The 25743-nt window shown below is 30.6% G+C and carries 26 protein-coding genes; 13 read left to right on the top strand and 13 right to left on the bottom strand.

The window, feature by feature from the left end:
* Positions 1–111: 111 nt before the first annotated feature.
* The 4 genes from ELQ11_RS06790 to ELQ11_RS06805 all read left to right on the top strand — a co-directional run bounded on the left by ELQ11_RS06790 (position 112) and on the right by ELQ11_RS06805 (position 4157).
* Complete coding sequence (locus ELQ11_RS06790) at positions 112–1278, top strand: hypothetical protein (protein ID WP_002870651.1); 1167 nt, start codon at positions 112–114, stop codon at positions 1276–1278.
* Between the two features lie 138 nt (positions 1279–1416).
* Positions 1417–1818: a hemerythrin domain-containing protein gene (locus tag ELQ11_RS06795; RefSeq protein ID WP_070252102.1), complete on the top strand. Its 402-nt coding sequence runs from the start codon at positions 1417–1419 to the stop codon at positions 1816–1818.
* A 176-nt stretch (positions 1819–1994) separates the two neighbouring features.
* The gene (locus tag ELQ11_RS06800; RefSeq protein WP_070252103.1) at positions 1995–3176 is read left to right on the top strand and encodes a NifS family cysteine desulfurase; all 1182 of its coding nucleotides are present in this window, start codon (positions 1995–1997) and stop codon (positions 3174–3176) included.
* 9 nt (positions 3177–3185) lie between these two features.
* Positions 3186–4157: an iron-sulfur cluster assembly scaffold protein NifU gene (locus tag ELQ11_RS06805; RefSeq protein ID WP_002861028.1), complete on the top strand. Its 972-nt coding sequence runs from the start codon at positions 3186–3188 to the stop codon at positions 4155–4157.
* 22 nt (positions 4158–4179) lie between these two features.
* Here ELQ11_RS06805 and ELQ11_RS06810 read toward each other — a convergent pair whose 3' ends face one another.
* Together ELQ11_RS06810 and ELQ11_RS06815 are read right to left on the bottom strand one after the other, a co-directional pair.
* A complete protein-coding gene (locus ELQ11_RS06810) occupies positions 4180–6063 on the bottom strand; it encodes a mechanosensitive ion channel family protein (protein ID WP_134225216.1) in 1884 nt (627 codons plus the stop codon).
* A complete protein-coding gene (locus ELQ11_RS06815; protein WP_002859401.1) occupies positions 6060–6695 on the bottom strand; it encodes a carbonic anhydrase in 636 nt (211 codons plus the stop codon). The genes ELQ11_RS06810 and ELQ11_RS06815 overlap by 4 nt, the downstream gene beginning before the upstream one ends.
* Before the next feature lie 160 nt (positions 6696–6855).
* On the opposite strand from ELQ11_RS06815, the gene ELQ11_RS06820 reads away from it, so the two are divergent.
* The 7 genes from ELQ11_RS06820 to ELQ11_RS06850 all read left to right on the top strand — a co-directional run bounded on the left by ELQ11_RS06820 (position 6856) and on the right by ELQ11_RS06850 (position 12017).
* Positions 6856–7551 (top strand): Bax inhibitor-1/YccA family protein, encoded by a 696-nt coding sequence (locus ELQ11_RS06820; protein WP_002851668.1) that lies wholly within the window; start codon positions 6856–6858, stop codon positions 7549–7551.
* 103 nt (positions 7552–7654) lie between these two features.
* The gene (secG, locus tag ELQ11_RS06825) at positions 7655–8026 is read left to right on the top strand and encodes a preprotein translocase subunit SecG (RefSeq protein ID WP_002854650.1); all 372 of its coding nucleotides are present in this window, start codon (positions 7655–7657) and stop codon (positions 8024–8026) included.
* Positions 8027–8035: 9 nt separating this feature from the next.
* Positions 8036–8599, top strand: coding sequence for a ribosome recycling factor (frr, locus tag ELQ11_RS06830; protein ID WP_079460285.1), 564 nt, complete (start codon positions 8036–8038; stop codon positions 8597–8599).
* A gap of 2 nt (positions 8600–8601) precedes the next feature.
* Complete coding sequence (pyrE, locus tag ELQ11_RS06835) at positions 8602–9210, top strand: orotate phosphoribosyltransferase (RefSeq protein WP_002854423.1); 609 nt, start codon at positions 8602–8604, stop codon at positions 9208–9210.
* Positions 9211–9621 carry an RDD family protein gene (locus ELQ11_RS06840; RefSeq protein ID WP_002851998.1) on the top strand — a complete coding sequence of 137 codons (411 nt, stop codon included), beginning with the start codon at positions 9211–9213 and terminating at the stop codon, positions 9619–9621.
* Between the two features lie 13 nt (positions 9622–9634).
* Positions 9635–10657, top strand: coding sequence for a ribonucleotide-diphosphate reductase subunit beta (locus ELQ11_RS06845; RefSeq protein ID WP_002851758.1), 1023 nt, complete (start codon positions 9635–9637; stop codon positions 10655–10657).
* On the top strand, positions 10644–12017 hold the full coding sequence (locus ELQ11_RS06850; protein WP_079860557.1) for a nicotinate phosphoribosyltransferase: 1374 nt from the start codon (positions 10644–10646) through the stop codon (positions 12015–12017). Before ELQ11_RS06845 ends, ELQ11_RS06850 begins: the two co-directional genes overlap by 14 nt.
* Here the strand turns inward: ELQ11_RS06850 and ELQ11_RS06855 are convergent.
* Entirely contained in the window at positions 11986–12534 is a 549-nt protein-coding gene (locus ELQ11_RS06855) for a gamma carbonic anhydrase family protein (RefSeq protein ID WP_002861022.1), read from the bottom strand. The genes ELQ11_RS06850 and ELQ11_RS06855 overlap by 32 nt on opposite strands.
* A gap of 88 nt (positions 12535–12622) precedes the next feature.
* Here ELQ11_RS06855 and ELQ11_RS06860 point away from each other — a divergent pair, with 88 nt between their 5' ends.
* On the top strand, positions 12623–13252 hold the full coding sequence (locus ELQ11_RS06860) for a protein-L-isoaspartate(D-aspartate) O-methyltransferase (RefSeq protein ID WP_002861021.1): 630 nt from the start codon (positions 12623–12625) through the stop codon (positions 13250–13252).
* Between the two features lie 19 nt (positions 13253–13271).
* On the opposite strand, the gene ELQ11_RS06865 is transcribed toward ELQ11_RS06860, so the two are convergent.
* From ELQ11_RS06865 to ELQ11_RS06910, 10 genes are all read right to left on the bottom strand, one after another.
* The gene (locus ELQ11_RS06865; RefSeq protein WP_072223577.1) at positions 13272–14459 is read right to left on the bottom strand and encodes an aspartate aminotransferase family protein; all 1188 of its coding nucleotides are present in this window, start codon (positions 14457–14459) and stop codon (positions 13272–13274) included.
* A gap of 3 nt (positions 14460–14462) precedes the next feature.
* A complete protein-coding gene (gene argB, locus ELQ11_RS06870) occupies positions 14463–15308 on the bottom strand; it encodes an acetylglutamate kinase (RefSeq protein WP_072223576.1) in 846 nt (281 codons plus the stop codon).
* A 3-nt stretch (positions 15309–15311) separates the two neighbouring features.
* Positions 15312–15758, bottom strand: coding sequence for an N-acetyltransferase (locus ELQ11_RS06875; protein ID WP_134225217.1), 447 nt, complete (start codon positions 15756–15758; stop codon positions 15312–15314).
* Between the two features lie 9 nt (positions 15759–15767).
* The gene (gene argC, locus ELQ11_RS06880; protein ID WP_044778733.1) at positions 15768–16796 is read right to left on the bottom strand and encodes an N-acetyl-gamma-glutamyl-phosphate reductase; all 1029 of its coding nucleotides are present in this window, start codon (positions 16794–16796) and stop codon (positions 15768–15770) included.
* Between the two features lie 163 nt (positions 16797–16959).
* The gene (locus ELQ11_RS06885) at positions 16960–18051 is read right to left on the bottom strand and encodes a DNA adenine methylase (RefSeq protein WP_126231844.1); all 1092 of its coding nucleotides are present in this window, start codon (positions 18049–18051) and stop codon (positions 16960–16962) included.
* 38 nt (positions 18052–18089) lie between these two features.
* Positions 18090–18608, bottom strand: coding sequence for a translation initiation factor IF-3 (gene infC / locus ELQ11_RS06890; RefSeq protein WP_002851726.1), 519 nt, complete (start codon positions 18606–18608; stop codon positions 18090–18092).
* Positions 18605–20413, bottom strand: a complete 1809-nt coding sequence (gene thrS, locus ELQ11_RS06895) for a threonine--tRNA ligase (protein WP_126214933.1) — start codon at positions 20411–20413, stop codon at positions 18605–18607. The genes infC and thrS overlap by 4 nt, the downstream gene beginning before the upstream one ends.
* Positions 20414–20543: 130 nt before the next feature.
* On the bottom strand, positions 20544–21347 hold the full coding sequence (locus ELQ11_RS06900; protein WP_134225218.1) for an undecaprenyl-diphosphate phosphatase: 804 nt from the start codon (positions 21345–21347) through the stop codon (positions 20544–20546).
* A 73-nt stretch (positions 21348–21420) separates the two neighbouring features.
* Positions 21421–23418 carry an oligopeptide transporter, OPT family gene (locus ELQ11_RS06905; protein ID WP_134225219.1) on the bottom strand — a complete coding sequence of 666 codons (1998 nt, stop codon included), beginning with the start codon at positions 23416–23418 and terminating at the stop codon, positions 21421–21423.
* A 182-nt stretch (positions 23419–23600) separates the two neighbouring features.
* Entirely contained in the window at positions 23601–24947 is a 1347-nt protein-coding gene (locus ELQ11_RS06910) for an SLC13 family permease (protein WP_072223572.1), read from the bottom strand.
* 317 nt (positions 24948–25264) lie between these two features.
* On the opposite strand from ELQ11_RS06910, the gene ELQ11_RS06915 reads away from it, so the two are divergent.
* Positions 25265–25612, top strand: coding sequence for a hypothetical protein (locus tag ELQ11_RS06915; protein ID WP_002915799.1), 348 nt, complete (start codon positions 25265–25267; stop codon positions 25610–25612).
* The last annotated feature ends 131 nt before the right edge of the window (positions 25613–25743 follow it).

A 25743-nucleotide genomic window follows, 5' to 3' on the forward strand; every position in this document is an offset into this window, starting at 1 on the left:
AAGCTAAATACTATCAAATTTTTTCTAATTTTTGACTGAATTTAATTTTTAAAAAACTTGGCACACCTTTTGCTTATAAAAAAAATCAGCAATATTTTGGAAAGATTTAAAATGACTATAAATTCGGCAAATCCGTATCAAAATTTAACCTTATCTAATCCTTTACAGAATAGCTCTGCTTTAAATTTGATTAAAGATAGCAAAGCTTTAGAACAAGAAGGAAATGAAAATAGCTTAGAACAATTAAGTTATATTTTTAATAATACCACTTATGCTAGTGAATTTGGATTTAGAATCAATAAAGAAGGTTTTTTTGATAAAGATTTAAATAAAATTGCCAATATACCAGAATCTTATGATATCAATATTAAAAGCGTTAGAAGCATAGCAAAAGAACTCGCGAAACAAGATGAAATTTTAAATTATAATAAAATTGATCTACCTTATCTTTTAAATAGCTATTATAGTTCATTAAAATCTATAAATTCAGAATTTTTACAAGATGATAATGCTTATTTAAGTCGCGATTTTATTTCAAAACTATCATCAGGTTTTTCAACAGATAATGGAGAATTTTTGGGCCAAATTTCAAGAATTTATAACAATCAAGAAGAAATTGATTTAGCATTAAGCAATATTACAAATTTAAATACCTTAATGTTAGATAACAAAATAACTAATTTTCATTTTAATAAAGCCATAGAGAATACTTCTTCTAATGAAATTTTAAAACCTTATTTAACTAAAAACGCAGAAGTATCAAAATCTGGTCTTTTAATGAATTTTATATACCATGATATAAAAACCCAAAATGAAAAAGAATTTAACTTTTTTATGAAACCTATCACTCTAGAACTGAGCTCTCATCAAAATTTACAAAAAATTCTTAAAGGCGAGATGGATATAGAAGATTACATCAAAAAAGAAAATGAAAAAAAGATGAGTTTTGATCTTTATCTTTATGTTAATGGTATAGATAAAAAAACAAGTACTCAAGACAAACTATCTGTATTTTTTCAACAATATATTAACTACCAAAAAGATATGGATTTAAGAGAATTTGCAAATTCAAGCTCAATATTTCAAATTTATATCGATCAAAATCGCAATGATTTTGATACTATTAAAAAACAATATCAAAACCAAGGTCAAGACACACAAAGATTAGAAGAAGTAAATCAACTACGTTCTAGCTCTATAGAAAATTTTCTAGATCGTCGCCAAAAACAAGCAAATATAAATAAAATTCTAAACTCTTATATGTCTGTGATGATTTAAAATAATTTTTATAAAAAATATACAAATTATAAATATTCCAATAATAATAATTTTTATATGAGTAATTAATAAAATTTTAAGTATAATAACATTATAATTCGCTCCCGAAAAAATATAAATATAAAAGCACTCAAAACCATGATTTATAATGAAAAAATTATTTCAATGAATAATGATCTTTTAGATCATCAACATAAAGAACTTTTTGAAATTTCTAAAAAACTCTCTTTAATGAGCCAACGTCATGTTGAAACAAAAGAATTAAAAATTGTCTTAAGAGAGTTGTTGATAATGATTAATAGACATTTTTCAGATGAAGAAGCCTTTATGAGAGAAATAGAATATCCTTATATCAACCATCATACAAGAATTCACAGAAAAATTATCTTAGAAATTGAAGAAATTATCATCAGTGAAGCTAAATTTGTAAATATAATGATTGAAAAGCTAGATCTCGTTGTTCATGATTTTATCTTTAATCATACAGTCAAAGAAGATTCAAAAATAGTAAAGTATTACGAAGAAAAATTTAAGAAATAGTATTTCTCATTTTTACTATATAAAATTCCAAAATATTTCACTTTAAAATTTTACTTTAACATTTTATTTTTGTTATAATTTTTAACCTAATTTTTATAAATTTTTGTTATTATCCGTTTTCGAATAAAGATAAAAAATATCCTAATTAAAGTTAAGGATAAATTAAGGATTTTAAAGTGAAAGTATATTTAGATAACAATGCAACGACGATGCTTGATCCTAATGCTTATGAGTTGATGCTACCTTTTTTAAAGGATATGTATGGAAATCCAAATAGCCTTCATCAATATGGAAGCACAACACATCCTGCTTTAAGAGAAGCTTTGGACAAACTTTATGCAGGGCTTGGAGCAAATGACTTAGATGATATAGTTGTAACATCCTGTGCAACAGAAAGCATTAACTGGGTGCTTAAGGGTGTGTATTTTGATCATATTTTAGATAAGGAACGCAACGAAGTGATTATTTCTAGCGTAGAACACCCTGCTGTTACTGCTGCTGCTTATTTTTTAAAAAATCTTGGAGTAAAAGTCATAGAACTCCCTGTAAATGAAGAAGGGGTTTCTACTGTAGAAGATTTACGTAAAGTGATTAGCGATAAAACAGCACTTGTAAGTGTTATGTGGGCAAATAATGAAACAGGTATGATTTTTGATATTAAAGCGATGGCGGAACTTGCACATGAATTTGGCGCTCTTTTTCATACAGATGCTACTCAAGCAGTAGGTAAAATAAAGGTTAATTTAACTCAAGTAGGAGTTGATTTTGCTTCATTTTCGGCTCATAAATTTCATGGACCAAAGGGTGTGGGTGGACTTTTTATAAAAAAAGGACTTAAACTTACTCCACTTTTACACGGTGGAGAACACATGGGTGGTCGTAGAAGTGGAACTTTAAATGTGCCTTATATAGTGGCTATGGGCGAGGCTTTGCGTATTGCAAATACTATGCTTGATTTTGAAGATTCTCATATACGCCGTTTAAGAGATAAACTAGAAGATCAAATTTTAGCCTTGCCTGATACAACAGTGGTTGGAAAAAGGGAACACCGTGTGCCTAATACAATCTTAGCAAGTATTAAAGGTGTTGAAGGCGAAGCAATGCTTTGGGATTTAAATAAAAATGGTATAGCTGCAAGTACGGGCTCAGCCTGTGCAAGTGAAGCTTTAGAAAGCAATCCTATTATGGAAGCTATCGGTGCGGAGCATGATTTAGCGCATACAGCTTTAAGACTTTCTTTGTCACGTTTTAACACTGAAGAAGAAATTGATTATGCAGCAAAACAAATTAAAAATGCAACACAGAGATTAAGAGCAATTTCTTGTACTTATGCTTATAATCCAAATAATTACAAATAAGGATGAAAAATGGGAAAAAATAGTTTAATTGGTGGATCCATTTGGGATGAGTATTCACAAAAAGTTCAAGATAGAATGAATAATCCTCAACATATGGGAGAATTTAGCGAAGAAGATGCTAAAGCACGCAATGCAAAATTGATCGTAGCTGATTTTGGCGCAGAAAGTTGCGGCGATGCAGTAAGACTTTTTTGGCTTGTAGATGAAAAAACTGATAAAATTATCGATGCAAAATTTAAAAGTTTTGGTTGTGGTACAGCTATAGCAAGTAGTGATACTATGGTAGATCTTTGCATAGGAAAAACTGTAGATGAAGCAGTAAAAATCACAAATTTAGATGTGGAATTTGCTATGCGTGATAATCCAGAAACTCCAGCTGTTCCACCTCAAAAAATGCACTGTTCGGTTATGGCTTATGATGTAATCAAACAAGCAGCAGCTCATTATAAAGGTATAAGTCCTGAAGATTTTGAAGATCAAATTATAGTTTGTGAGTGCGCTAGAGTAAGTCTTGGAACCATTAAAGAAGTGATTAAACTTAATGATTTGCATAGTGTAGAAGAAATCACACAATATACTAAAGCAGGTGCTTTTTGCAAGTCCTGTATCAAACCAGGCGGACATGAAAAAAGAGATTATTACCTTGTAGATATTTTAGCTGAAACCAGAGCCGAGATGGATAGAGAAAAACTCAAAAATACAATGAAAAGTGATGTGGCTTTTGATGAAATGACCGTAGTAGGACAATTAAAAGCAGTTGAAAGTGTTTTAGATGCTGAAATTCGCCCTATGCTTCATAATGATGGTGGAGATTTGGAAGTGATTGATATACAAAAGGCTGAAGGTGCAGCAATTGACGTTTATATTCGTTATCTTGGTGCTTGTAGTGGTTGTTCTAGTGGAAGTGGTGCGACACTTTATGCTATTGAAACGATTTTACAAGAAGAATTAAGTCCAAATATACGCGTTATGCCGGTTTAAAAAATAGCAAGATAAAATCTTGCTATTTTATAGCTTTTGCTTGCAAATCAAGAGGTGGTAAATTTTCTATATAAATACTGCGACTTGGGAAAGCAAAAGTTAAACCATTTTTTTCGATTATACGCATAAACTCAAGCATTAAGCTTTGTCTAGCTTCCCTAAAATCTTTTGCGCCTATTTTTTTGGTATAAAAATAAAGCTCTATATTAATACTACTATCTGCAAATTCGCTTAAAGCCACATAACAAGCATTTTTATAGCCTTCTAAATCGTTAATAGATACAAGATTTTGACGATATTTTGTCGTATGATCACCATATTTTAATGCACTATCCTCATCGTGAGCTACCAAATTACTTGTATCCAAAAATTCTTTCAAATCTTTTACACATTGATCTAATTTTTCAGGAGTAGCATCATAACCAACACCCAAATACATTCTAACATGGCGACCCATGCGTCTTTTACTCCAATTTTTGATATTAGCCCCCATAATAGTTGAATTTGGTAAAAATACGAGACAATTATCAAAAGTTCTAATAGTAGTTTTTCTAAGTCCTATTTCAACTACTGTTCCTTCTATACCTGAAACCTCTACCCAATCTCCTTGATTAAAACTATTATCAAAAAGTAAGAGTATAGAAGCAAAGAAATTTGCAATTATATCTTTCGCTGCTAAAGCAACAGCTAAACCACCAATTCCCAAAGATGCAATAATAGCTGAAATATTAAAACCAAGCTGAGCAAGGATATATAATAAAGCTATGATAATAATAACAAAATATAAAATTTTAATAATTAAATTTACAACTTCTTTTTTTCCACTTTTTTGAGCAAGCTTAGAAACTAGCACCATTCCATAACCATCAAGCATTTTTAAAATAAGCCATGCAATCAAAACCGCATAAATTATGTGGAAAAAATTACTCAAATTAATGCTTAAAGGCGCAGGATAAGTTGCTATAGTAAGACAAATCGAAATAGCATAAACGATGAGAAAAAAACTCACTGGTTTTTTAATATTCTCAATAAAAATAACTTTAATATCATCTACATCATTTTTATTTCTATAAAAAAGCCGAACAAGGAAAAAATATACTATATTTGCAAAAAAACGTCTTAAAGATATAAAAAATACTAAAACCAAAGCAGAAATTACTATTTTTCCGATATTAATAAAACCTACCCCAATTGCCTCATTTATACGATCTATCCAAACTTGAAGCTCGAGTAATGAAAAAATATAATTACTTTCAAGCAAATCTGCATTCGATCGCAAATACTTAAGAATTTCAGAATAAGAATCTAGAGCGTTACCAATATATCTTTCTTTTAGGGTAATTTTTTCCAATTCTTCTGGATTTGTAATTTTACTTTTAAAACTATCTAAATTTACACTAGAAGAATTTTGTAAATTTTCCATTGCCTTATCAACAGTAGCAATTAAATCTTCACTACTTGCTGTATTTTTAAAAAGTTTTTCCACTTCAAACAAAGAAGAATAAAAACTTTCCACAATGTTAAAATAAACTAGATTAAGAGTGGCATCTGTATAAATGTAAGGCTTATTAATATTCTTTTTTTGAACATCTAGTAATTTTTCTTTTGCTTTTAAAAATCTAGTCACTGCCTCTTCATTAATCTTTTGTCCTACTATCATATCGGGTATTTTTGCTAAAATAGTCTTTTTGTCTTTTTCAAATTCACTTAAAATACCATTAAAAGTGCTTGAATTTTCATCATTGTTTTTCTTAAATTCTTTAATTTGATTGTTAAGATCAACATATTTTTCAACTAAAGCATAAATTCCTTCATCTTCTTTACTAATATTCGCATCAATAAATTTAAATTCTTGTGCTCCAAGGTATAAAATAAAAAAACATAAACTAAAAATAATTTTCTTCATTGAACTTTCCTATCCTGTATTAAAGTAAAAATTTTTGCTTTAAAATCATACTCATAAATTTCACCTGTCTCTATAATATAATACCAAGCATGTACTTCTATTTTTCCTTCATCTAAAGCTTCTTGCACGCCTGGATAAGTAAGTATATTTTGCAAAGAATTTACTAAATTTAATTTTTCTGTAAGCCATGAACGCATAGCCAAATCGTCTCTTGCAAAAATCATTACATCTTTTTTTATCGGATCTAACATAGTAAGCCATTTTTTCACGTTAGGAATTTTATTTAACTCTTCATCAGAATAATAAAGAGCATTGCAACCTCCACAATTGCTATGGCCACAAACGACGATATTTTTAATATGCAATGAATTTAAAGCATACTCTATTGCTGAAGTTGTCGCTAAGTAATCTTCCCCAATGCGATAAGGTGGAACTATATTTGCAATATTTCGTATTACAAAAAGCTCACCTGGACCCGTATTGGTGATCAAATTTGGAATTACTCTAGAATCAGAACAACCTATAAAAAGAGTATGGGGATTTTGCTTATTTTTTAGACTTTCAAAAAGTTCTTCATGCTCCTTAAAGTCTTCTTGCATAAACTTAATCGCACCGCTAATAAGATTTTCCATAAAACCAACCTGAAACTAAAATCTTGAAATTATAACAAAATTTCAGCAAAGATTTCATTTAATCATATAGATATTATATAAATTAACTTTTTATTTAGTCTAATATGTTAGATTTCACTCAAGATTTTAAAAAATCTAACAATTTTGCAAGGAGAATTTTATGAGTCTTTATGATAGAGACTACTCAAGATCAAAAGAATTTGAAAATACACGCTCAAGCGAATTAAGTATTTTTATTAAACAAACTTATCAACTTTTTGCTGCTTCATTATTAGCTGCAACAGTAGGTGCGTATGTAGGAATTTTTGCTTTAGCATCATTTTTTATACAATCACAAGTAACTTTTTGGATCCTTTTTGCTGTTGAAATCGGACTTTTATTTGCTTTGCAATGGAAAAAAAGAGAGGCTCCATTAAATCTTGTTTTACTTTTTGGTTTTACTTTCTGCTCAGGTTTAACTCTTACACCTTTGCTTATTTCAGTTTTAGCTCTACCAGCTGGAGGAATTATCATCGCTCAAGCTTTTGCTTTAACAACGGTTGCTTTTGCAGGACTTAGTGTATTTGCTATGAATACAAAAAAAGATTTTACTGTTATGGGCAAAGCTTTATTTATAGTATTAATCGTTATTGTAGCAGCATCTTTACTAAACCTTTTCTTCCAAAGCAGTATAGTTAATCTAGCTATTTCAGCAGTAGCTGCAATATTATTTTCATTTTACATTCTTTATGATACGCAAAATATTATCCGCGGAAATTATGAAACTCCAATCGAAGGTGCAGTAGCACTTTATCTTGATTTTGTTAATCTTTTCGTATCTTTACTTAATATCTTAAGAAGCTTCAATAGCAGATAAATTTTTGTGGGATTTTTCTCACAAAAACTTTTCAAGTTTCAAAACTTTTCAAGTTTTATTTAGCTAAAATAATCATTTAAAAATTAACTTTTAGGAATTTTCAATGATCACTCTTTTAATCATTTTACAATTTATCATCGTTGTAGTTATTTGTATAGCAGTTTTACTTCAAAAAAGTTCAAGTATAGGACTTGGAGCTTATAGTGGAAGCAATGAAAGTTTATTTGGCGCCAAAGGACCAGCTGGATTTTTGGCAAAATTTACCTTTGTTATGGGAATTTTACTTATTGCAAATACTATTGGTCTTGGTTATTTATACAATAAAGCTAGCAAAGACTCTCTAGCAGAGAAAATTAAAGTAGAAAACAACAATACTACTATTCCAAGTGCTCCTATTGTGCCTGCTACCCCAAACACAAATTCTATCGCTCCAAGTGCACCACAACTTCCAAGCGATGTTAATTCAAGTAAATAATTAAAGGAAATGATAATGCTAAGTGAAATTTTTAACAAACAAAAAACCCAAAGTGAAAAATCTTTAGAAGCCTTAAAAAAAGACTTCACCACTTTAAGAACTGGAAAAGTTAATACCCATATTTTAGATCATATTACAGTGGATTATTATGGAACTCAAACTCCTTTAAATCAAGTAGCAACTGTTTTAGCAAGTGATGCTTCAACTATTAGTATTACTCCTTGGGAAAAACCTTTACTAAAAACCATAGAAAGCGCTATTGCAGCTGCAAATATCGGTGTAAATCCAAACAATGACGGCGAAAGTGTAAAATTATTTTTCCCTCCGATGACTAGAGAGCAAAGAGAAGAAAATGTAAAACAAGCTAAAGCTATGGGTGAAAAGGCAAAAGTTTCTATAAGAAATATACGCAAAGATGCCAACGATGCAGTTAAAAAACTAGAAAAAGATAAGGCAATAAGCGAAGATGAAGCAAAAAAAGCTTATGATGAAGTGCAAAAACTTACCGACACCTATACAACAAAAATTGATGAGAGTGTAAAAAGCAAAGAAAGTGAACTTTTAAAGGTTTAACAATGAATTTAGAACAAATTTATAAAGATTGTGGTGCTTATTTAGAAGGGCATTTTTTACTAAGTTCAGGTAAACATTCGCAATTTTATCTTCAAAGTGCAAAAGTTTTAGAGGATCCAAAATTAGCAGCAAAACTTTGTGATGAACTTGCAAAGATTATTGCAAGCTATAAGATAGAATTTGACAGCATTTGTTCTCCTGCTTTAGGTGGAATTTTAGCAGGTTATGAGCTTGCAAGAGCTTGTAGCAAACGTTTTATCTTCACTGAAAGAGTAAATAAAGAAATGACTTTAAGACGTGGTTTTGAAGTAAAAAAGGGTGAAAAATTTATAATTTGTGAAGATATCATTACTACAGGTGGTAGTGCTTTAGAGAGTGCAAAAATCATTGAAAGTTTAGGTGGCATTGTCGTAGGTTTTGCAGCATTGGCAAATCGTGGTTTTTGTGCAGTAGAAAATTTAAAATCTCCAAGAAAAGATAATGCGAAATTACCTGAAAATTTACCACTCTTTACTCTAGGAAATTTTGAATTTGAAATTTATGATGAAACAAATTGTCCACTTTGTAAAAAAGGGAGTAAAGCTATAAAACCAGGAAGTCGTGGAAATTAAATGAAAACTAAAGCAAAAATTAGCTCTAGATGGCTAAGATTTAGAGCTTTGCTTATAGATATTTTTCTTATTTATGTTCCTATTTTGTATTTATTTTATTTTCTATTAGGCTCTAAAGAAGCTTTTTTAAACAACCATTTTATCACAACTTTATGTACTTTTTTATTTGGTTTGATTCAAGCTATTTTTTTAACAAAAAAGGCACAAAGCCCAGGTCTTAAAGCATATGATTTATATCTTATTGATATAAAAACGGGAAAGAAACTAAGTTTTCTTAGAATTTTACTAAGATATGTGATATTTATTATAAGTTTTGGCTTACTCTTTGGTTTATTTGTCAGTTTTGTAAGAAAAGATCGTTTAAATTTACACGATATTTTAACTCAAAGTTGTATAGCTACTAAAGCATAAAGAAAGGTTAAAAATGCAAAGAAAAAGAATTTACAATCCAAGTTCAAACGAAACCCTAGGAGATCGTAAAGTTTTTGATGGTAACCCACATGGAATTTTAAATTTCACTAAGGCAAAATATACTTGGGCTTTAAAACTTTGGGATTTAATGGAAGCAAATACTTGGTTTCCAAAAGAAGTGGATACAACTAAAGATGCACTTGATTATCGCTGTAATTTAACTGCAGGTGAAAAAAGAATGTATGATTTGGTTTGGAGTCAGCTTATTTCTATGGATAGTTTTCAAACCAATAATTTAGCAGATAATATCAACCCTTATATCACAGCTCCTGAAATCAATGCGGTTTTAGCACGCCAAGCTTATGAAGAGGCAAACCATTCAAAATCTTACGCTGTTATGGTAGAAGCGATTTGCGATAATACAGATTTGATTTATGAAATGGAAAAGCATGATGAAACTTTGCGTGAAAAAAATGACTTTATTTCAAGCATTTATGAAGAATTAGCAGGCGATGTAGATGATAATAAACTTCTTTTGGCTATGGTGGCAAATCAAATTTTAGAAGGAGTATATTTTTATAGTGGTTTTACTGCTATTTACGCACTTGCACGTGCAGGAAAAATGCTAGGTTCAGCACAAATGATCCGCTTTATCCAAAGAGATGAAATCACACATCTTTTATTATTTCAAAATATGATCAATTCAGTACGCAAAGAAAGACCTGATTTGTTCCATGATGAAAATATCAATAAAATTTATGATATGTTTAAAAAAGCTGGAGATCTTGAGATCAAATGGGGTAAATACATCACTCAAAATCAAATCATGGGCTTTACTGATGATATCATAGAAGAATATATCCATTATCTTGTAGATCAAAGATTAAGCGCAATCAATTTAGACAAGCTATACAATGCAAAACATCCTATTAAATGGGTAGATGATTTTTCAAAATTTAACGATCAAAAGAGCAATTTCTTTGAAAGTAAAGTAACGAATTATTCTAAGGGTAGTATAAGCTTTGATGACTTCTAAAACTTCTTTAGCCTTACTTTGTGATTTTTATGAATTTACAATGTCTCAAGGCTATTTCAAAAACAATAAAAAAGATCAAATTTGTTATTTTGATATATTTTTTAGAAAAATTCCAGATTCAGGATCTTTTGCTATTTTTGCAGGTCTTGAAGATATTTTAGACTTTGTTGAAAATTTGAGTTTTGATGCAGAAGATATAGAATTTTTAAGAAAACAAGGTATTTTTGATACAGAATTTTTAGATTTTTTAGCTAACTTTAAATTTAAAGGTGAAATTTATGCTATGCGTGAAGGAGAAGTGATTTTTCCAAACGAACCTTTGCTATGTATTAAAGCTACAACCATAGAAGCACAGCTTTTAGAAACTTTTTTACTTTTAAGTTTAAACCACCAAAGCCTTATTGCTACCAAAACCAATCGTATCGTGCGTGCAGCTAAAAACAGTAAAATTTTAGAATTTGGCTCACGCAGAGCACAAGGAAGTGAAGCGGCCTTAAAAGGGGCAAGAGCAGCTTTTATAGGAGGTTGCATAGGAAGTGCTTGTACTTTAGCAGGAAAAATTTATAATATCCCTATCAATGGAACTATGGCACATTCTTGGGTGCAAATGTTTGAAAATGAACTTGAAGCTTTTAAAGCTTATGTGAAAATTTATCCAAAAAATCCTGTTTTTTTGATTGATACTTATGATTGTCTAAATAGCGGACTTAAAAATGCAATTAAAGTTTTTAAAGAATTTGGTATCCAAGAAGGCGGTGTGAGAATAGATTCTGGAAATTTACTTGAGTTGAGTTTGAAAATCAGACAAGAACTTGATCAAGCAGGACTTCAAAAATGTAAAATCATAGTTTCTAACGCCCTTGATGAATGGAGCATTAAAAAACTCAAAGAACAAAACGCACCTATTGATATCTTTGGTGTAGGCGAAAGATTGATCACTGCTTCAAGCGATCCTATTTTTAGTTGTGTTTATAAACTCGTAGCCTTAGAAGATCAAGGTATAAAACCTAAAATAAAAATCAGTGAAAATAACGAAAAATCAACCCTACCTCATTTTAAAAAACTTTTTAGAGTTTATGATAAAAACACGCAAAAAATCCTTTTTGATGAGCTTTATGTTTTTGACGAAAACCCAAATCAAGATGAAAATTTAGAACGCAAAGAACTTTTAGAATTAGTCTACAAAGAAAAAAGACTTCTTAAAAAGTCATCTTTAAATACTATTCAAGATTATACAAAAGAGCAAATCTCAAAACTCGATGAGAGTTTTTTAGATCTTGATCGTTTTGTGAAATTTGAAGTAAAACTCTCGCCTAAACTTCAAAATATCACTGAAGATCTTTTAAAAACTCGTTTTTAAAATCCACATAATTTAAAGCGGATTGTTTTAGAAAGCTTATTTCTTCATCGTTTAATTCACGCACAAATTTTGCAGGATTTCCAAGTATCAAAGAGCGTGGCGGAAATTTTTTACCCTTTGTTACAACGCTTCCAGCACCCACTATGCTATCTTCTTCTATCAAAGCATTATCCATGACAACAGCATTCATTCCGATTAAAACACGATTTTTTATCACACAAGCATGGATAACGCAATTATGTCCTATGGTTACATCATCTCCTATTATTGTAGGAAAACCAGCATCTTTTAACTTTCCTTTTTCATCAAATTCCCTATGCCAAACATGCACCGTGCTAAGATCTTGAATATTGGTTCTTTTGCCAATTTTTATAAAATTAACATCAGCTCTTAAAACACAATTAAACCAAATGCTACTTTCATCTCCTATTTCTATTTCTCCTATGATTTTAGCGCCCTCTGCAACAAAAACATTTTGACCTAGTTTGGGACTATGATTTTTAAATTTTATAAGCATTTTTTTCCTTTTTATTTAAGTATAGCTAAGTTTAACTCTATTTCAACTTTTTTAGTTACAATTTTTATTTAAATTTATAGGAGAAGTAATGAACGCATTTGAACAAAAAAGATGTCAAAATATGGCTGAAGAAATTGCACAAAAAGTTTTTATCAATGAAGAGCTTTTTAATGCTTTTTGTCAAATTCCGCGTGAAATTTTTTCTCCTTTAAAAGCCCATGCTTATCGCCTTGATGCTTTGCCTTTGGCAAATTCTCAATGGATTAGTTCACCTTTAACTGTAGCTAAAATGACTATGGCTTTAGATTTTAAAAATGCTGATAGTATTTTAGAGATAGGTTGTGGAAGCGGCTATCAAGCTGCGATTTTAAGCAAAGTCATAAGGCGTGTTTTTACCATAGAACGCATAGAAAATTTAGCCAAAAAAGCCGCTCAAACTTTCAGAGAATTAGAACTTTTTAATATCAATGTAAAATTTGATGATGGACAAAATGGCTGGAAAAATTATGCTCCTTATGATAGAATTTTATTTTCTGCTTATGCGACACAAATTCCTGAAATTTTACTCGATCAATTAAGCGATGGCGGGATTTTAGTCGCTCCTATTTTACACAATGGCAAACAATTCATCACACGCCTTAGAAAAAATGGCACAAATTTACAAAAAGAAATTTTAGAAGAATGTTTATTTGTGCCTATAGTAGATGGAAAAGAATAAACTTTTTTTACAAAATTTATTAAAAACTCTTTAGAGCCTTTCTTAACTTTTCACTCATTTCATCAATATGTTCTTTTTGCAAAATCAAAGGAGGTAAAAATCTCAAATCATTCTCCCCGCAACTTATCAGCAAAAGTGCATTTTCTTGGCATTTTTGAATGACCTTGGACACTTTTACACTTTTATCAAGACTCAGCCCTTGCATAAACCCTAAGCCTTTGCGTTTTTTACAAAAATCAAATTCTTTGATCAACTCATCTAAACTTTGCTCTAAATAAGGCGTGAGTTTATTGACATTTTCTAAAATTTTTTCTTCTTTAAAAATTTCAAAAACCGCATCCACTCCTGCACAAACCAAAGGATTTCCCCCATAAGTGCTACCATGATCGCCTGCTTCTAAAGAATTGTTTGCTACTTTTTGATTTATTACAAAAGCACCCACACTAAGCCCACAACCTAAAGCCTTAGCTGAAGTCATGATATCAGGCAAAATTTGTGCGTGCTCATAGGCAAAAAATTTTCCACTTCTACCCATACCACATTGAATTTCATCAGCGATTAATAATATATCTTTTTCATCGCAAAGCTTTCTTAAGGCTTTGTAAAAATCTTTATTTGCAGGATTTATCCCACCTTCTCCTTGTACGCTTTCTAAGATAATGGCACAAGTTTTTTCATTTACCAGTTTTTCAACGCTTGAAATATCATTATATTTTGCAAATTTAACCCCTGAAATTAAAGGTTTAAAAGGCTTTTGATATTTTTCATTAGCAGTAAGCGATAAAGCCCCTAAAGTACGCCCATGAAAAGAATGCTTAAAAGCGATAAATTGTCCACCCTTAATACCTTTGTTAAAGGCGTATTTTCTAGCTGTTTTCATCGCTCCTTCTATACTTTCTGTACCAGAATTTGTAAAAAAAACACGCTCTAAAGCACTAGCTTTGGCTAAATTTTTAGCTGCAGCGGCTATGTTTTCATTATAATATAAATTGCTAGTATGTAAAAGTTTATCCACTTGAGCTTTGATTTTAGCATTAAATTTAGCATGATTATATCCTAAAGCACAAACGCCTATACCACTTGAAAAATCAAGATATTTTTTAGCCTTATCATCAAAAAGATAAACCCCTTGCCCTTTTTCTAAAACTATATCAAAACGCTTATAAGTAGGGATAATATGACTTTGTTCTTTATAATCCATTTTCATCCTTTAACCCACCAAAGTGCCTATACCTTCATCGGTAAAAAACTCAAGCAACAAAGAATGCTTCACGCGTCCATCTAAAATATGCACCTTTTTAACTCCATTTTCACAAGCATCAATGCAAGATTTTAATTTTACATGCATACCACCTTCTATTTTAGGAGCTAAAATTTTAGCCTGTTCAAGACTGATTTTAGAAATTAAAGAATTTTTATCATTAAAATCCTCATAAAGCCCTGCAGTATCCGTTAAAAAAGCAAGTTTTTCAGCCCTTAAAGCTTTAGCAATCGCACAAGCTGCGTCATCAGCGTTGATATTATAAGTATTAAAATCCTCATCCATACCAATAGGAGCAATGATAGGTAAAAAATCTTTTTCCAAAAGCTCTTCTAAAATTTTCGAATTTACCTTTTGTATCGTGCCAACAAAAGCTAAATTTACATCTTTTTTCACACATTCTAAAAGTGCACCATCTTTACCACAAAGCCCTATGGCTTTAACTCCTAAATTTTGTAAACTATGGACTAAATTTTTATTGATATGATTTAAAACCATACTGGCTACTTCAGTAGTGGCTTTATCACTAACCCTAAGACCGTTTTTAAACTCACTCTTTACGCCTAATTTTTCACACATAGCAGAAATATCTTTTCCTCCACCATGTACGATGATAGGCTTTAAACCCACGAGTTTTAAAAGAGCTATATCTTGCATCACGCAATGCTTTAGCTCTTCATTTTCCATAGCTGATCCACCGTATTTTATAAGTATAATCTTGGAATTAAACTTGCGTATATAAGGCAAAGCTTCGATTAAGACATTAGCTTTTTCTAAATATTTTTGCATGATCATTCCTTAAGCATTAAAGCTAGTTTGATTATACTCATTTAAAGAAAGATCGTAATAATTCGCATCTTCTCTTAAAGTAAAACCATAATGTTTCCAAAACTCATTGCCCAAATCATTCTTTTTAAAAGCGATTAAGGCGATTTTATTGATCTTTTGAGCTTTTAAAGCCTCAAGACAAAATTTCGTCATCTCGTGTGCTATACCCTTTTTTCTATGATCTTTATGTACACATACATGATAAAATCCCCCTGTACGTCCATCATGCCCGCAAAGTATACTTCCTACAATTTCTTCATCAATCACTGCTACAACGCTAAGATTTGGGTTTCTATCTAAAAAATTTTCTATATTTTCTTTGCTATCATCAATACTTCTTATCCCAAAGCCTTTTATCTCGCACCAAAGCTTATAAACGACTTCATAATCGCTTTTTTGCATAGCTCGTATTAACATTTTTATCCTTTACAAATTTGCAAAGAATTTAAGTCCTTCATCTTCATCAAAATCAAACATTAAATTCATATTTTGAACAGCTTGTCCTGCTGCACCTTTGATTAAATTATCAATAGCACCAAGCACAATAACACGCCTTGTGCGTTGATCTATACTAACATTGATATCCGCAAAATTGCTTGATTTAACCCACCGAGTCTGCGGAAACGACTGCGGCGGTAAAAGCCTTATAAATTTATTATTTTGATAGTATTTTGTATAAATATCGCGTATATCTTGTTCTTGCAAATTCTCTTTTAAATTTGCATAAGCACTGATTAAAATTCCTCTTTGCATAGGTACAAGATGAGGGGTAAATTGTAAAGTGATTTTCTCTTTGGCTGCATAGCTTAAATGTTCTTCAATTTCAGGAGTATGACGGTGTGAAGCCAAACCATAAGCTTTGATATTTTCATTAACTTCACAAAAAAGATTTTCCACCTTTGCACTTCTTCCTGCTCCACTTACTCCACTTTTTGCATCAATAATAACTGAGTTAAAATCGATAATTCTTTCTTTAAAAAGCGGATAAAGACTTAAGATCGAACAAGTGGTATAACAACCTGGATTTGCCACTAAACTTGCTTTTTTTATCTCTTCTTTATAAAGCTCGCAAAGTCCATAAACTGCATTTTGCAAAAGCTCTTGATTAGGATGAGTGAATTTATACCAAAGCTCATAATCTTTAGGATTTTTAAGACGAAAATCTGCACTTAAATCAATGATTTTCATCTTTTTTAACAAATTCTCATTTAAAAGCTTAGCGCTAAATTCATGCGGAGTAGCCAAAAACAAAAGATCAAGTTCAAGTTCATCTAAATTTTTATTTTCAAAACATAAATTTAAAGGGGTATTAGGATAAAGATCTTGATAATTTTGTCCCACGCTAGAACTCGAACCTAAATAAGAAATTTCAACTTTGGGATGATTAAGCAAAATGCGTACAAGCTCATTACCTGCATAACCACTCGCTCCTAAAATCCCAACTTTTATTTTCATCTTTATCCTTTAAATGTAAAAGGAAGTATTATAAACAAAAAAAGTTAAAAATTTTAACTATTATTCTCTTCAACCTTATCTTTATTGCTCGAAAATCAAAACATCTGAAAAAATAAAATTAATTTAATCATCCAAAATAAAAAATAATTTTAGCAACAAGAATTTAATTTTTAACTAAAATATAAAGTTGTTCATGAAGATGGATATTACGATTTTTAAGATTGCGAGAAGCTCTAAAAGTATTATATTTTTGTTCTAAAATCCGACATTTTCCAAGAGTACTTAAACGCTTTAAAAAAATTTCTTTTTTTACAAAACCTTCACAATTATAAGAAAGTAAAATCACTCTTGCTTTTAAATCATTAATGAGTTCAAGTAAAGCGTCTTGGGCAAATTTTGACTTATTAAAAGTACTACGATTCCAATCTTTTGGAATGCCACTGATTTTAGAAATTTCTTCAGGTTTTTTATAATTTGCGATTAAATTTAACATAAAATAATTAGAACTATAAGGATGTTGATTATAAGGAGGATCAAGATAAACCACATCAAAAAAATCAAGTTCTTTTGCAAGCATGCTTGCATCCTTTTGCATCACTTCAAATTCACAAGAAAAATTTGAAAAAATAGGCATTTTAAGCTCTATTTCTCCTTTAATGCGTTTAAGTGCATTTTGTCCTTCGCCACCAAATTTTCCGATACCATCCTTACCCTTATAAAAACCTTTAAAAACTCCACTAGTATTTGAATGCACACTAGCTTCATAAATTAAAGGGGCTATAAAGAAATGTCTCAATTCTTTTGGAATTTCATTTTCAATTCTTTGTCTCATAGTATCAAGATATAAAGCATTTTTAAAAGTATAAAAAACCCTTTCATTTTTTTTAATATCATCATCATCTTTTGGAGCATAAAGCTCACTGATAAAACCTTTTTGAAAACCTAAATTTTGGATTAAATTTTTATAATACTTTTTTATATTTTGAAGCAAATCTTTGTCTTTATTAGCAAGATAACACTCATTGATGAGTTTTGAATAATCTTCTAAATCATTGGCTAAAATATAATTTGAGTGTGCTTTTGCAAAACGACTTACAACACCTGAGCCACTAAATATATCACAAAAACTAAATTTATCTTTACCAAGTTCTTTTTTAGCCACCTTAAAGCCCTTATTTAAAAAACTTAAAAGTGCTCTTTTATTTCCAAGATAAGTTATAATTTGCTCTTTTAAAAAAGAAGGATTTTCTTTCAAAATTTAAAACCTTTAAAAGCTTTATCCACAAAAATGGATTAAGCTTTTTTTGGAGTTACAAGCATATTTACATAACGACCTTCAAAATTTGGCTCTTTGTCACGATTAGCTTCATTTTCTATCATAGTCCAAATTTTTTCAAGCAAAGCTACACCTGCTTCAGGAGTTGCCATTTCACGTCCTTTTAAGAACACACGAAATCTCACATGCTTACCTTGTTCTAAAAATTCTAAAGCATGTTTTACCTTGTAGTTAATATCATTTTGAGCAATTTTTACAGAAAGTTTGATTTCTTTTATATCAATCACTTTTTGTTTTTTCTTTGCTTCTTTTTGTTTTTTCTCTTGTTGATAACGGAATTTACCATAGTCCATGATCTTGCAAACAGGTGGCTTAGCATCTGCAGCTATCATTACAAGATCAAGTCCTAAACGATTTGCAATTTCTAAAGCTTCATCACTACTAATAATACCATAAACCTTGCCATCATCGCCAACACATCTGATTTCATCCGCTCTTATTTCTTCATTGAGCAATACTTCTTTTTCTTTACTCAAAAGTGTACCTCACTCATTTTCTCCTTAACTAATTTAATAAATTCATCCAAGCTAAGATTTTTTTGTTCTTTAGCTCTTCTATCTCTTAAAGCAACGCTACGCTTTGCCACCTCATCATCGCCTAAAACTAAAATCATAGGTAATTTTTGTTTTTCAGCGATACGAATTTTCTTACTTAAACTCTCATTTTTTTCATACACCTCGCTATCAATATTAAGCTCTAATAATTCTTTTTGAATTTCTTTTGCGTAAGCAATATGTGCTTCGCCTATTGGCACTATACCCACCGCAGTTGGTGCGATAAAAAATGGAAACTCACCCGCACAATGCTCGGTTAAAATTCCTATAAATCTTTCAAAAGAACCTAAAATCGCACGATGCAACATTACAGGTTGTTTTTTTTCATTATCACTATCAGTGTATTCAAGTTTAAAACGACTTGGCAGGTTAAAATCTACTTGTATGGTTCCGCATTGCCACTTTCTTTTTAAAGCATCGGTGATTTTAATATCGATCTTTGGACCATAAAAAGCCCCACCACCTTCGTCAATACCGTATTTTAAACCTTGTTCATCTAAAGCTTCTTTTAAAGCCTTAGTTGCTACTTCCCAAATTTCATCATTACCTATGGCTTTTTCAGGCTTAGTTGAAATTTCCATCTCATAGCTAAAATCAAATAATTTCATCAAATTATCCACAAAAGCTAAAATTTCTAAAACCTGCTCTTTAATCTGACTTGGCATACAAAAAATATGTGCATCATCTTGAGTGAATTCTCTCACTCTAAAAAGTCCGTGCAAAACCCCACTTTTTTCATGACGATGCACCACGCCATATTCAAAAAATTTCAAAGGCAAATCACGATAACTTCTTACATCACTTTGATAAATTTTAATATGCCCCACACAGTTCATAGGCTTAATGCCATATTCTTGTTCATCAATTTGTGTAAAATACATATTTTCTTTATAGTTTGCATAATGTCCACTGATTTTCCATGCATCTGCTTTTAAAAGCTCAGGCCCACGCACAGGCTCATAACCACGCAAACGATGGATCTTATAAAGCATATGTTCAAGTTTAGATCTAAGTCTTGCACCATTACTTAACCAAATAGGAAGACCTCCTCCGATCTCATCATCAAAAGTAAAAAGCTTAAGCTCTGTTCCAAGCTTTCTATGATCGCGTTTTTTAGCTTCTTCGATAATGGTTAAATACTCTTTTAAACTTTCCTTATCTGCAAAAGCAGTCCCATAAATTCGAGTAAGCATTTCTCTTTTTTCATCACCACCCAAATACGCTCCTGCAACACGAGTGAGTTTAAAAAAGCGTAAAAATTTCGTATTTGGCACATGAGGACCACGACACAAATCTTCAAATTCACCTTGTTTATAAATACTTACAGCTCCATCAGGAATACGCAATAAAACTTCTTGTTTTAAATCATCATTTTGAAATTTAGCCAAAGCTTCGCTTTTTGTGATTTCATATTTTGAAATTTCAATCTTTGCTTCAGCAAGTTCTTTCATCTTTTTTTCAATTTTTACTAAATCTTCTTCGCCGATCTTACTTTCTACACGAAAATCATAATAAAATCCATCTTCTATAACAGGACCAACGAAAAATTTAGCTTCAGGATACAAGCTCTTAATCGCCTGCGCCATTAAGTGTGCACAAGAATGGCGGATTACTTCTAAACTTTCTTTAGAATTATCAAAATAAATTTCTTTTAAATTTGTATCTTTCACACTTTGAGAGTCAATTATTGTCTCATTGTCCAAATACGCAATAACTTCTTTTTCCATATTTTTAACCCTTTGTCGCTCACTTACCCTGTGAGTGTTTATAAAGTTCTAATTTTAACTTTCTAAGACTTAATTATTTTTGAAATTCAGCTTATTTTTAAAAAAATCTTAGAATAAATTTAATATTTATTTATAGCTTAAATTCACTTCCAGCATTTAAAATCCCACTATAATACAAATAAAAGAAAACAAATCCTAAAATAATACGATAAATTCCAAAAGGGATAAAGTCGAATTTAGAAATAAATTTTAAGAAAAATTTTATAACTAAAACTGCAACAATAAAAGCAGTGATAAAACCTATGCCTAAAGGAATTAAAGAATTTGCGTTACTCAGTAATTCAGGCTCTTTATAAATACTATAAGCTGTAGCGATAATCATCGTTGGAATGGCAAGCAAAAAACTAAACTCAGCCGCAACTTTTCTATTAAATCCTAGCAAAAGTCCACCAATAATACTTGCTCCACTTCTTGAAGTTCCAGGAATTATGGCTAAAGATTGAAAAATACCTATACAAAAAGCTTGTTTAAAGCTTATTTCTTCTAAAGAATTGATACGATATTGTTTATTTTTGTGCGCAAGTTCTATAAGAATAAGCACAACACCACCAAAAATGAGCATTCCAACCACAACCCAACCATTAAATAAAGCATTTAAGTATTTTGCCACAAAAAGCCCTATAACTCCAGTAGGAAAAAATCCCGCTGCAAGTTTTAACCAAATATCAAGCCCTTGAAATAATTTACGCCAAAATACAAAAATTACCGCCAAAATAGAACCAAGCTGGATAATAATCAAAAAACTTTTCCAAAACTCATCTATATCAATACCTAAAATAGTCGTACCTAAAATCATATGTCCTGTTGAAGAAACAGGTAAAAACTCAGTCAGACCTTCTATAATTCCAAGTATTAAAGCATATAAATTTTCCATTTTAATCCTTGAATGATAATTGCAAAAGAAAAATTATATCAGAATGGATTAAATGGGGTTTTAACCCCAAAAATTAAGCATCTTTTTTAACAATACGCTTAATGAAATATAATACAACTCCCACAAAAAAGATAAGTGCTAAAAGCTCGCTATCATGAAAATTTGTTAAATTTAAAGCTAAAGGATTTTCACTACCACCCATGCTTACTGAAAATACAGTAATTCCTGCGATAATTACCCCAAAAATACTTTCACCCACTATAAGCCCTGAAGCAAAAAGCGTGCCTCTTTGCTCACAACTTGCAAGTTTTTCTTCTTTATGAGAATTTTTTGCATATTTTTTAGTTAAGTATTGCATTACAATATATTTTAAAATTCCGCCTATAACTAAAGGTATATTTACAGCAGGTGGAAGGTAAATACCTATTCCAACGGCTAAAGGTGGCAAAGACATCTTCTGTGTTCTTCTTAAAATTTTATCTATAATAATCATTAAAATTCCTACAAATACACCAAAAGCCATATAACTCCACTCTATATTGTGATGAAAAATTCCTTGAGCGATAGTACTCATTAAATTCGCTTGCGGTGCTGCTAAAGCCGATGAAGCATCCATACCTTCTCTTGGCATTGCTCCAACAAAACCATAGGCTTGATAAAGCAAATTTAAAACAGGAACTATAGCCAAAGCACCAAAAATACAGCCTACAAGTAAAGCAACTTGTTGCTTCCAAGGAGTAGCTCCGACTAAATGCCCTGTCTTTAAATCTTGTAAATTATCATTCGAAATAGCAGCTGTAGCCAAAATAACACTAGTAGTAAAAATAGCTAATGCTACTGCAAATTTAGAAAGCATAGGATCTTGAAAAAGTTCCACACCTAAAACCAAAAAAACAATAGAAGAAATAATAACACCAATAAGTCCGATTCCAGAAATAGGACTAGAAGAAGATCCTACAAGTCCTGCCATATATCCGCAAGCTGCTGCAACAAAAAAACCTATTAAAACAGAAACTAAAGTTCCAACAAATGAAAATAGCATTTGATAATAAATACTTAAGTTAGCATCTTCAACAAAACTATAAAAAGTAATAAATAAACCCACAACCATTAAAACAAAAAGTATAAAAATACTTTTTAAAGAAAGGTCTATATTTGTTCTTTCATTTTTTTCTTGATTAGTAATTTTAACATTTTTAACAATTTCTTTAATACCTTCAATAACGGGTTTTAAAAGTTCTATTAAAGTCCAAAGCGCTGCTATAGCAATAGCTCCTGTTCCTATAAGCCTTACTTTAGAACTCCATACACTAGAAGCTAAATCTACGACATTTTTTGCACTATCGAATTCAAAATTTGAAAGATAAGGAGTAAAAATACCCCAAGCTAAAAACATACCTACAAAAAGAGCTATAGCACCTGCTAAACCAACTAAATAACCCGCTCCTAAAAGTGCCAAAGAATATCCCATAGAAAAACCAAAAACCATTTTATTCCAAATAAAAGCAAAATTACTCTCACTTGCAGCGAGTTTAAAACCATTGCTTAATAAACTAAAAATAGCAGCTATAAAAGAGCCTAATGCTATTTCTTTAATACCTTGTTTTCCTTTTTTATTGCTCTGATCTTTATTGGCTACTTTTAAAATTTCAGCTGCGGCTCTACCCTCAGGATAAGCAAGTTTGCTTTCAACCACCATAGCCCTTCTTAATGGTATAGTAAAAAGCACTCCAAGTCCGCCACCACAAAGACATATCATAAAAGTTTGCCAAAGTGGAAATTCACTCCAATACCCACACATAAAAAGCCCTGGGATAACAAAAATAACTGATGATAAAGTTCCTGCTGCTGAAGCTTGAGTTTGAACCATATTATTTTCTAAAATATTTGAAGTCTTAAAAAGACTCAAAACCGCCATGGAGATGACCACAGCTGGAATTGATGATGAAAAAGTAAGTCCCACTTTTAACCCCAAATATACATTTGAAGCTGTAAAAATAATAGTTAAAATGCTTCCCAAAATCAAACCCCTTAAGGTAAGTTCTGGTAAATTTTGTTTTTTGTACATCATTTCTCCGTTTTAAAATTTACTTTCAACTTAAAAAATATTCTTATAAGTTTAAATTTATAATTTTTCTCTAAAGCAAAATAAAATAATACAAAAAAACGCTTATATTTTTATAAATTTTTGACTCAAAAATATCATAAAACAATGAACCAATCATTGAAAAATCAAAAGTTCTTTTATTTTAATTATATTATCCCAGCTACCTCAGCAAAAATCAAGCAAATAATACTTATACCCCATATATAAAAAAAGCTTCTTTTGATATGATCTTTAATATTAACCTCTGCTAAACCACAACCTAGCAAAGTTGCAGGCACAACAGGAGAAATAAATGTCGCACAATTTCTTGCTATCACCATGATAATAGCTATAGTCAAAGGTTCAGCGCCAAAAGCCTTAGTTACACTCAAAACTATAGGCATCACTCCATAAAAATAAGAATCTGTACAAAAAATAATTGCCATTGGAACAGCCAATACCCCTACCATCAAAGGAATATAAGCACCTAAATAATCTGGAACAAAATTTAAAATCAAAACACCCATTTTCTCCATAATACCACTTTTATCAAATACGCCTATTAATATCCCAGCACCAATTAAAGTAATATACATAAGCATTGCACCAGCACTTGCACGATCTAAAACTTTTTTAGCTATTTTTAAATTAGGATAATTAAGCGGTAAAATTATTGCAAGTCCTATCATAAAGCAAATATAACTAGGAAAAATACCACTAATTAAAAGCCCAATAACCCCAATAGCTACAAGTAAATTTAACCAAAACCATTTTTCATTATGGTGTTCGCTTTTTTCTATATTTAAATTTATTCCCGACAAGTTACCTGCGCCTGCACCTCTTTTTATTTCTATCTTAGCAATCCAAATTGCCAAAAGAAGGGATAATACCAAACCTACAATCTGAATAGGTATAATATGGTGCCAAAGCAAATTTGCATCCATTCCTATATTAGTAGCCGCTCTTAAAGTAGGACCACCCCAAGGAATAACATTCATAACCCCCATAGCCGAAGTAATAATCAATAACATTGAAGTCTTTCTTATACCTAAACGCTCATAAATAGGTAATAATGCAGGTATTACAATAAGAAAAGTAGAAGCACCTGAACCATCTAAATGTACAGTAGCAGCAATAAAAACAGTAAGAATGCAAACTTGATATACATTAGCTTTCATTTTTGATAAAAATGCATTTAAAATTTTAGTAAAAAAACCACTTGCATTTAAAACACTAAAAAAGAGTATAGAAAAAACAAACAAAGCTGCCGTATCCGTTACGCTTTTGACTCCATCTTTAATAAAAGCAACCAATGTTTTAATATCAAAAACACCTCCTTTAACCCCTAAAGCTGCACCCACGCCAAAACCAAGCTGTTCAAGAATAAGTAAAATACAAGCTACACTAATACTTACACTTATAAAAGCTAATGCCGGAGTAGTATAATCTTTTAGCAAAAGCCAAACTATCAATCCTAATGAGAAAAAACCCAATAAAGCTAAAAAAATTTCCATATCCTATCCTTTTGTATCATTTTTATTCGATAATAAAATAGGATATTTTAAGTCCAACTTATATGTGTTTAAATTTATAGCTTTTTGGAAAAAATATATTTTTTAATGTAACCATTTTAAACAAGAATAAAAAAATAATTTTTAATTATTTTTGATAAAGTATTCACTCTTTTAAATTTACAACTAGAAGTAACGATAGTCAAAATATAATAAGTTGCATAATATTATCAAAACTAAAAAGTCAAAATTTTAACTTCACATTCACTTCACTTAAAAAGTTTATAATGTTATCACTTTACATTGAAGGAGAAATAATTATGAAAAAAAGTATTTTATTCGCATCAGCACTTTTAGCTAGCTCAATGCTTTTTGCAGATAGTCTAAAACTTGAAGGTACTATTGCACAAATTTATGATAACAATAAAACCTTGCTTATTGACTCTATTTATGGCGGACAAATGGCTATAAAAGTTCTACCAAATACCGAAATAGAAATGGATGATTGTGGTATTTTTGGAACAGATAAAGATGGAACTTTTAAAGATTTAAAGGTTGGAAATTTTTTAGAAAGTAAAATTTCTTATGGAACACCTGCTACGCCAAATACTCAGGCTATTCCAGTAGCTAGAAAAATTGAAATTCAATGTTATAAAAAAGCTTATTAATATAAATCCCTTAACAAGGGATTTATAAAAATCATTCTTTACTAAACTACTTCATCACCCTTAAATAAAAATTTAAACTCTTTTTTAACAAGCAATTTATAAAATAACACTTATATTTTCATCTAAGGCAA

Source organism: Campylobacter sp. US50a (assembly GCF_004379015.1).
Classification (GTDB): Bacteria; Campylobacterota; Campylobacteria; order Campylobacterales; family Campylobacteraceae; genus Campylobacter_D; species Campylobacter_D jejuni.